This is a genomic window from Streptomyces sp. NPDC030021 (genome assembly GCF_055574035.1).
On record NZ_JBVIAH010000037.1, the window covers coordinates 44220 to 52424 of the forward strand.

Annotated in this window: 9 protein-coding genes; 6 read left to right on the forward strand and 3 right to left on the reverse strand. The window is 72.8% G+C overall.

Annotated elements, in window-relative coordinates:
- Window positions 1-27: 27 nt before the first annotated feature.
- Both ACZ4YL_RS39890 and ACZ4YL_RS39895 read right to left on the reverse strand, forming a co-directional pair.
- Complete coding sequence (locus tag ACZ4YL_RS39890; protein ID WP_468123282.1) at window positions 28-756, reverse strand: Mut7-C RNAse domain-containing protein; 729 nt, start codon at window positions 754-756, stop codon at window positions 28-30.
- Between the two features lie 41 nt (window positions 757-797).
- The gene (locus ACZ4YL_RS39895) at window positions 798-1214 is read right to left on the reverse strand and encodes a winged helix-turn-helix transcriptional regulator (RefSeq protein WP_468123284.1); all 417 of its coding nucleotides are present in this window, start codon (window positions 1212-1214) and stop codon (window positions 798-800) included.
- Between the two features lie 173 nt (window positions 1215-1387).
- Here ACZ4YL_RS39895 and ACZ4YL_RS39900 point away from each other — a divergent pair, with 173 nt between their 5' ends.
- A complete protein-coding gene (locus tag ACZ4YL_RS39900) occupies window positions 1388-2284 on the forward strand; it encodes an NADP-dependent oxidoreductase (RefSeq protein ID WP_468123301.1) in 897 nt (298 codons plus the stop codon).
- Here the strand turns inward: ACZ4YL_RS39900 and ACZ4YL_RS39905 are convergent.
- A complete protein-coding gene (locus ACZ4YL_RS39905; RefSeq protein ID WP_468123286.1) occupies window positions 2268-2834 on the reverse strand; it encodes a GNAT family N-acetyltransferase in 567 nt (188 codons plus the stop codon). The genes ACZ4YL_RS39900 and ACZ4YL_RS39905 overlap by 17 nt on opposite strands.
- A 415-nt stretch (window positions 2835-3249) precedes the next feature.
- Here ACZ4YL_RS39905 and ACZ4YL_RS39910 point away from each other — a divergent pair, with 415 nt between their 5' ends.
- The 5 genes from ACZ4YL_RS39910 to ACZ4YL_RS39930 all read left to right on the forward strand — a co-directional run bounded on the left by ACZ4YL_RS39910 (window position 3250) and on the right by ACZ4YL_RS39930 (window position 8114).
- Window positions 3250-3633 carry a hypothetical protein gene (locus tag ACZ4YL_RS39910; RefSeq protein WP_468123288.1) on the forward strand — a complete coding sequence of 128 codons (384 nt, stop codon included), beginning with the start codon at window positions 3250-3252 and terminating at the stop codon, window positions 3631-3633.
- Between the two features lie 92 nt (window positions 3634-3725).
- Window positions 3726-4649 carry a hypothetical protein gene (locus ACZ4YL_RS39915; protein ID WP_468123290.1) on the forward strand — a complete coding sequence of 308 codons (924 nt, stop codon included), beginning with the start codon at window positions 3726-3728 and terminating at the stop codon, window positions 4647-4649.
- A gap of 7 nt (window positions 4650-4656) precedes the next feature.
- Complete coding sequence (locus ACZ4YL_RS39920) at window positions 4657-6213, forward strand: peptidoglycan-binding domain-containing protein (RefSeq protein WP_468123292.1); 1557 nt, start codon at window positions 4657-4659, stop codon at window positions 6211-6213.
- Window positions 6206-6886, forward strand: a complete 681-nt coding sequence (locus ACZ4YL_RS39925) for an ABC transporter ATP-binding protein (RefSeq protein WP_468123293.1) — start codon at window positions 6206-6208, stop codon at window positions 6884-6886. The genes ACZ4YL_RS39920 and ACZ4YL_RS39925 overlap by 8 nt, the downstream gene beginning before the upstream one ends.
- Window positions 6876-8114: an ABC transporter permease gene (locus ACZ4YL_RS39930; protein WP_468123294.1), complete on the forward strand. Its 1239-nt coding sequence runs from the start codon at window positions 6876-6878 to the stop codon at window positions 8112-8114. Before ACZ4YL_RS39925 ends, ACZ4YL_RS39930 begins: the two co-directional genes overlap by 11 nt.
- Window positions 8115-8205: the final 91 nt, after the last annotated feature.

Sequence of the window (8205 nt, forward strand, 5' to 3'; positions counted from 1 at the left end):
CGGGCCGTCCGCCCGCCCGGACGCGGCTCAGGCGGTGCCGAACTCCACGAGGGCCTCGTCGACGATCCGTTCCAGGCGGGCGTGGTGGGCGCCGCGCCAGTAGACGCGCTCGCACTCGGTGCACTGGGCGAACACGTCGTAGGAGCGGTGCGTGCCGTGTTCCAGGCGGTCGCCGACGCTTTCCTTGTCGGCCTCGTGGAGCGGGCCGTTGCAGGCGGTGCAGCGGGTCCACGGCGCGAGGGTGGGCGCGAACCGGCCCAGTACGTCGCGCAGTTGCTCGTCGGGGTTGTCGCTGTAGATGTACGCGCCGGCGAACAGCTCGCGGCGGCGCAGCAGTCCGCGGTCGCGGGAGAGCAGTACGCGCCGTTCGGCCGCGGAGCGGGTGGCGAGGGCGGGGTCGCCGATGTCCTCGTTCTCGTAGGCGGCGTCGACGCCGAGCAGGCGCAGGCGGCGGGCGAGGGTGCCGAGGTGGACGTCGAGGAGGAAGCGGAGCGGGGCGCCGGGGACCTGTTGGGGCCGCTCGACGCCGTACACCTCGACGTTCTGGCCGTCCTGGGGCACGTAGGAGACGGGTACCTCGTGGCCGTCGACGAGGAGGCGGCCGACTTCGGTGAGCGGGACGCCGGCCGATTCGACGACGTGGCCGAGGCTGGAGGCGCCGTCGGTGGTGGTCGGTACGCGTTCGGCGCGCCGGCTGGGCGGGGCGAAGAGGCGCAGTTCGGGGGCGAGGGTGAGCTGAATGCCGGGTCCGTTCACCTGCCCAGCATGCCATTTCCGGGGCGGTGGCCGCGGCGGAATTATGACGTCGCGGTGGCCTGGTCGTAGGTGTTGCGGTGGGTGCTGACCTCGTCGAAGTGGTTTTCGGCCCAGAGCTTCACGGAGGACAGGAGGCAGCCGAGGCTGCTGCCGAGGTCGGTGAGCCGGTAGTCGACGCGGGCGGGGACGGTGGGGGTGACGGTGCGGGTGACGAGGCCGTCGCGTTCGAGGGAGCGGAGGGTCTGGGTGAGCATCTTCTGGCTGACGCCGGGGATCTTGCGGCCGAGGTCGCTGTAGCGCATGGAGCGGTTCTCGGCCTGGCCGAGGGCGCTGACGATGAGGCCGACCCACTTGTCGCTGATGCGGGCCAGGAGTTGGCCGGTGGGGCACTCCTTGAGGAAGGCGTCGTAGGCGAAACGGGCTTCCTCGCGGCGGGCCGCGGCGGTGCTGGTGGCCATGGGTACCCACTTCCGGGTCGGGTACGCACCTTCGAGTGCGTACTTACGAAAAGAGAGTACCTCTCCTTAAGTTAGTGCTCATCGGAAACGCGCGAACACACGAACACGCGAACGAGCGAGCGAGTGAACGAGCGCATCGGCGAACGGGAGAGATGAAGATGAGCGAGCAGACGATGCTGGCGGCCGTGGTGACCGGGTTCGGCGGCCCGGAGCAGGTCGAACTGGCCGAGGTCCCGGTGCCCCGCCCCGCGGCCGGCCAGGTCCGCGTCAAGGTCACCGCCGCCGGGCTCAACCCGGTGGACGGCGCGGTCCGCGCCGGGATCTTCGGCGGCGCCGGGCAGCGGCTCGGCCTCGGCTGGGACGTGTCCGGGGAGATCGACGAGATCGGCGCCGGCGTGACCGGCCGGCGCACCGGCGACCGGGTCGTGGGCCTGCACTACGGGCCGGTGAAGCCGCTGGGCACGCACGCGCAGTACGTGGTGCTCGACGCCACCGCCGTCGCGTCCGCCCCGGTCGCCGTGGACGCGGTGGCCGCGGCCGGGCTCCCGCTGGCCGGCCTCACCGCCGCCCGCGCCGTGGACCTGCTGGGGCTCGCCCCCGGCTCCTCGGTGCTGATCACCGGAGCCGCGGGCGTCGTCGGCGGGCTGGCCGTCCAGCTCGCGGTGCAGGCCGGCCTGGAGGTGACGGCCCTGGCGGGCGCCGAGGACGAGGAGTTCGTACGGTCCCTGGGCGCCACCGGGTTCGTCCCGCGCGGCGCGGCTCCGGCCGGGCCCGTGGACGGGGTCCTGGACGCGGCGGTGCTGGGCGAGGCCGCGCTGGGATCCGTACGCGACGGCGGGGTCTACGTGGGCCTGATCCCGAACCACGCCCCGGCCGCGGAGCGCGGTGTCCGGGTCGTGGAGCAGGAGGTCGCGGCGGACGGGGCGCACCTGGCCCGCCTGGTGGCCCTGGTCGACGCGGGCGTGCTGACCCTGCGGGTCGCGGACACCTTCCCGCTCGGCGAGGCCGCGAAGGCGCACGCCCACCTCGGGACGCCCGGGGTCCGCGGCCGCATCATCCTGACGGCGTGAGGCCGCCCTGCGGACGCCCCACCCGGTAGCGCCAGTCGCAGCTCGGGTGGGGCACACCGGGCGGGTACTCGAAGTCGACGTCGCCCAGGTACTCGAAGCCGGCCCGCCGGCACACCGCGTTGGACGTCGGGTGGTCGGTACCGGGGAAGGCGTGGACGCTGTCGCGGGAGCCGTGGGCGCGGACGTACGCCAGGAGCTCGGTGAGGGCCGCCACGGCCAGCCCGTGGCCCTGGAACTCGGGCAGGATGCCCCAGCCGGACTCGTAGACCGGCTCGCCCTGCCACTCCCGCTCCCAGAAGCCGACGGATCCGACGCTCTCGGTGCGTCCGGCGGCGCCGGGGCCCTCCCCGGCCGGGATCCACACGACGCGGAACATCCGGCCGGCGGCCGGCTCCCGCGCGCTCAGGGCCTCGTAGCGCCGCTGCCGGTCGACGAGCTTCGCGGCCGGCTCGGGGCCGCCCAGGAACCGGGTCATGGCCGGCTCGTTCTTGCGCTCCAGCAGCCAGAAGTCCCCGGCGGACCAGGGCTCCAGCCGTACGTGCGTCTCCATCGGGCCACCCTACGGAGGCGTGCGCGGCCACTCCACGGGTTTCGGCCTCCCGGGCGTGCCGCCGGTCGTGAACGCGTCGATTTTCAAGTCGTGTTCGGGGTTTTTCCGGACCGAGTGCATCCGGGTGGCGCGGCTCCGTCGCCGCTCCGCCGCCCCGGCCCGGTGCCCGTGGGGCTGACCTGCGCCGTCCCCTTTTCCCAAGGGGGTGGCGGTGCGCCGGAATGATGGATTCGCGCCTCGGGAATCGATCGGTGAATGATCAATTCCAATCACCAACAGCCCCTTGGATAAAGCGAATTGACCTTTTGTTTCCGGTGGGCTTGGCCTAGCCTGACCTCAGCCGACCGGGGGGAAGGGCTTCGGCTGCCCTGCCCTCTCACTGCATCAGTCACCACCCGACAAGGGGGAGTCACGAGTGCTCAGTAAGAGGATTTCGGCCGGATTCATCGCGATGGCGGCCGTGGCAGGCGTCATCGCCGCGGCACCGTCCGCAGCGGCCGTGGACCGTACGTGTTACGACGGCAACTTCTGCATCTACAAGGACAGCGACTACAGCACGAACAACTCGATGTACCGGACGAAGTACGAGTCCGCCCGCTGGGACATCGACATGCCGGCCGTCTACGAGGCCGACAGCTCCTGGTGGAACCGCCGCGGTCAGTCGTCCAAGACCTACGGCGGCCGCTGGATGTCGTGGGGCGTGGAGATCTGCCTCGTCCCCGGTGGTTCCGTGAACTACTACTGGGACGCCAACGACGACGGCGCGAGCAACACCCTGAACGACGGCAACGGCTGCTGATCACCGTCTGAAGGCCGGGTCGCCCCGCGTCGCGGAGGCGGCCCGGCCGCACCTTCAAGAGGACACGGACATTGAAGAAGCGCACCCGGGGTATGACGGCGATCGCGGTGACGGTGCTGCTGGGCGCAGCCGCCTCTGCCTGCTCGGAGGAAGCCCCGCAGGACATGGAGACGGCCCGCAGGGCGCAGACGGCCCTCGACAGTGCCAACGCGGCGCTGGACCAGGAGCGTGACGCGGAGTCCAAACTGATCCGCAAGTGCATGAACGACAAGGGCTTCAAGGTCTTCCCGGCGAGCGGCTCCGCCACGAACACCGGCAAGAAGCGCAGCGAGGACCTCTCCCCGTCGGCCGAGACCGCGCGCACCGTGGGCTACGGGGCGGACCCGCGCAGGTCGGACAACCAGAAGGCCCAGGAGGGCCCGGACGACTTCGACGCGCTGCCCGAGGACGTCAAGCGGGCGCACAGCATGGCCATGGACGGGTACGTCGACAAGCCCGAGGGCGGTGTGGAGTTCGACTTCGGCGGCGGCAAGGTCATGGTGCCGTCGACGGGCTGCCGCGGTGAAACCCTCAAGGCCGTGTACGGGGACGTGAAGGAATACCTCCGGCTCAACTGGACGGTCTACAACAGCGTCAAGCAGAACGGCGCGCATATCCTCGCCGATGACGACGGATATCAGAAAGCGCTCTCCGAGTGGGCCGGCTGCATGAAGTCCGGCGGCTATCCGGAAATCGCGACTCCGGAGAAGGCCAGGGAATCGGCGCTCACGCATTACGCGAATATTCCCGACGGTGACACCGCGGCGCTCGACAACGCCCAGCGTGCCGAGATCAAGCAGGCCACCACCGATGCCGGGTGCGCCACGAAGGTCGGTCTCAACACGAAGGCGCGGGAGGCCAAGAGCAAGGCCTCGGCCGCTTCGCTGGTGAAGCACGAAGCGGAGATCACCGCGTGGCTGGAACTCATCACGAAGGCCAAGGGCAAGGCCCAGGATCTACTGCGAGAGACGTCCTAATACTGTCATGAGCCTCGAACACCCCGATGAGACACAGGTGGCCCAGCCGTCCGGTGCGGTCGCGACGAGTGCGCGGCAGAGGTCCAGGCGGGGCCTGGTCGTCGCCGCCGCCGTCGTCGTGCTTTTCGGCAGCTCCGGTTCCGTCTGGTGGATCGCCTCCCAGGCCAGGACCCCGGAGCAGCGTGCCTCGAACGCCGCCGCGCCCCCGCCCTCCCAGATCACGGGGAAGGTCTCCGACCAGCAGCTCGTCGAGCGGATGGAGCTGACCGGGAAGGTCGAGACGGCCTCCCGCACCACCATCACCGGCGTCCAGCCGCAGGGCACCAGCCGCGCGGTCGTGACGGCCCTGCCCGCGGCCGCGGGCAAGAGCCTCAAGGCCGGGGCGGTCGTCGCGGAGGTGTCGGGCCGGCCGGTCCTGCTGCTCCCGGGGCGCTTCCCCGCGTACCGGGACCTGAAGGCGGGCGACAAGGGGCCGGACGTGCAGCAACTGCAGCGCGCGCTGCAGCCGTTGTACGGGACGGCGGTGAACGGCACGTACGGCCCGGCCACCGTCGAGGCGGTGCGCAAGCTGTACGTGGCGGCCGGGTACGAGGCGCCCGCAGGGCAGGGGCAGAGCACCACCGGCGGCAGCGGTTCCACCTCCGGCACGGCCCGCGGAGGCGGGGCGTCCCCGGGAGGCGGCACGGCTCCCCGGGGCGGCGCGGAGACCGACGGCGGCACCGGGGCGGCCCCCGGCGCGAGTGGCGCGAACGGCACGAGCGGCGCGAGCGCGCCGCCCGCCCGCGGTCCGGACACGCCGCCCGCCGCCGGGCCGGCCAAGCCCGGTGAGCTGCTGCCGACCGCGGAGGTCGCGTACGTCAGCGCCCTGCCGGCCACGGTCGTGCAGGTCACCGCGGCGGTCGGTGACGCGGCCGACAAGCCGCTCGCCGTCCTCGGCAGCGGCGGCCGCCAGGTGCGGGCCGCCCTCAGCCCGGACCAGCGCACGCAGCTGCGCGATCTGCCGGCCGACGCGGTCATCCGCTTCGGCACCGGCCCGTACGAGGGCCGGGAAGGCACCCTGGGCTCCCTCAACAGCCCCTCGGACGGCAAGAGCGGCGACCAGCAGGGCAAGAGCGGGGGACAGGACGGCGCGGCCACCGTCGGCACGGCGGGAACGGGAGCGGGAACGGGAGCGGGTAACGGCGCGGGTGCCGGCAACGGCTCCGGCACCGCGGGCGGCCAGCACGAGGCCCTGTTCGTGCCCACCGGCGCGGAGGCCAAGGAGGGTTCGACCCAGCAGATCAGCGTCGAACTCCGGCGCAGCCCCAAGGGCGCGCTGACCGTCCCGGTGTCGGCCGTCTGGACCGACCTCGGCGGCTCGTCGACGGTCACCGTCACCGAGGGCGGCAAGGAGCGGAACATCCCGGTCGAGGTGCTGTTCACCCATGAGGGCCTCAGCGCGGTCCACGCGCTCGACGAGAACCTCGCCGCCGGCCAGACGGTCGTCCTCGTCCGCCGCGGAGGCCAGGCGGGCGGCGGCTCGGGCGGCGGATCCGGCGGCGCCTCGGGAGGTACCGATGACTGAGGACGATCCGGCCCCCGTCATCGAGATGACCGGCATAGCGAAGACGTATCCGGGACCGCCGCCCGTGCACGCGCTGGCCGACGTCACGCTCGACATCCGGCCCGGCCGGCTCGCGGCCATCGTCGGCCCCTCGGGCTCCGGGAAGTCCACGCTGCTGAGCGTGCTCGGACTGCTCGACGTCCCGACCCGCGGCCGGTACCTGCTGCAGGGCAACGACACCACCGCCCTGTCCGAACGGGCCCGCACCGCCCTGCGGGCCTCGACGCTCGGCTTCGTCTTCCAGGCCTTCCACCTGGTCCCGCACCTGACCTGCGTGCAGAACGTGGCCCTGCCGCTGGTGCACCTGGGCGTGCCGCGCGCCCAGCGGCGGCCGCAGGCCGTGCGGGCGCTGGAGTCCGTGGGCCTCGGGCACCGGCTCGACGTCAAGCCCACCACCCTCTCCGGCGGAGAACGGCAGCGGGTCGCGGTCGCGCGGGCCATCGTCCACCGGCCCGCGGTCGTGCTGTGCGACGAGCCGACCGGCAACCTGGACACCGCCAACTCGGCCCGCGTCATGGACCTGCTGGCCGGACTGGTCGCGCAGGACCGGGCCGTGGTCGTGGTCACCCACGAACCCGACGTCGCGGCCAGGGCCGACCGCGTCTTCAAGGTGGTGGACGGCCGTGTCGCGTAGACGGGCTTCGGGCCGGCCGCCCGGGCACCCCCGTACGTCGGCGGCGGATCTGCTCGTCCAGGCGTTCCTCGCGCTGTTCGGCCGCCGGTTCCGCACGCTGCTCACCATGGTGGGCATCTCCGTGGGGCTGGCCGCCGCCCTCGCCACGCTCGGCATCACGGCCAGCGCGGCCGGCGCCGTCTCCGACCAGTTCGACGCCCTCAAGGCGACGCGGGTGACGGTCAAGTACCCGTCGGAGGCCGTGGCCGGGGTCCGGCCGCGGCCCGACGGCGCCGACAGCCAGCGGGTGCGCGACCTCAACGGCGTCCGCAGCGCCGGTCTGGTCAGCAGGGCCGGCGAGCAGCCGGCCGTCTCGCGGCTGCCCGGCGGCAAGGTGAACGACCTGCCCGAGAGCACGGTCATGGCCGCGCAGCCCGAAGCGCTGCTCGCCATGTCGGCCGAGCTCACGCAGGGCCGCTGGTTCGACACGGGGCACGACGCCCGGCGCGAACGGGTGGCCCTGATCGACACGGCCGCCGCGTCCCGGCTGACCGTGGACGGCGGGGCGGGCAACTCGGTGATCCACGTCAACGGGATCGCCTTCACCGTGCTCGGTGTCTTCCACGCCCCCACCGGCGACACGAACCTCACCGGCTCGGTGGTCATCCCGTACTGGGCCGCGCTGCAGGACCCGGCGGGACTGAGCTTCGCCCCCGCGGAAATGATCATTCGTACGGATCTGGGCGCCGCCGACCAGGTCGGCGACGAGGCCCCCTTCGCCCTCGCCCCGGGCGCCCCGGACAAGCTCGTCGCGCTGGTACCGCCCGACCCCCGGTCCCTGCGCCGGGGTGTCGAGTCGCAGACCCGGGCCCTGTTCCTGGGCCTGGCCGCCGTCTCCCTCGGTGTGGGCGCGCTCGGCGTCAGCAACACCGCCTACGTGTCCGTGCTGGAGCGGCGCTCCGAGATCGGCCTGCGCCGGGCCCTGGGTGCCTCGCGGCGGGCGGTCGCCGGCCAGTTCTGCATCGAGAGCGGCCTGGTCGGGCTGGCCGGCGGTGTGGTGGGCACGGTGCTCGGCATCCAGATCACGGCGGTGACCTGCCTGGCCAAGAACTGGCTGGTGGTCCTCGACCCCGCGCTCACCACCGCGGGCCCGCTGGTCGGCCTCGTGGTGGGCCTGGCCGCAGGCCTCTACCCGGCCCTGGCGGCCGCCCGCATCCTGCCCGCCGAAACCCTGCGCGCGGGCGTCTAGTGCTGTGACCGGCAAGGTTCACCGGGTTGCGACGCCCGGCACGGCACCTCGCTGCGTTGTCGGACCGCGCAAGTACGTCCAGTACGAGCCG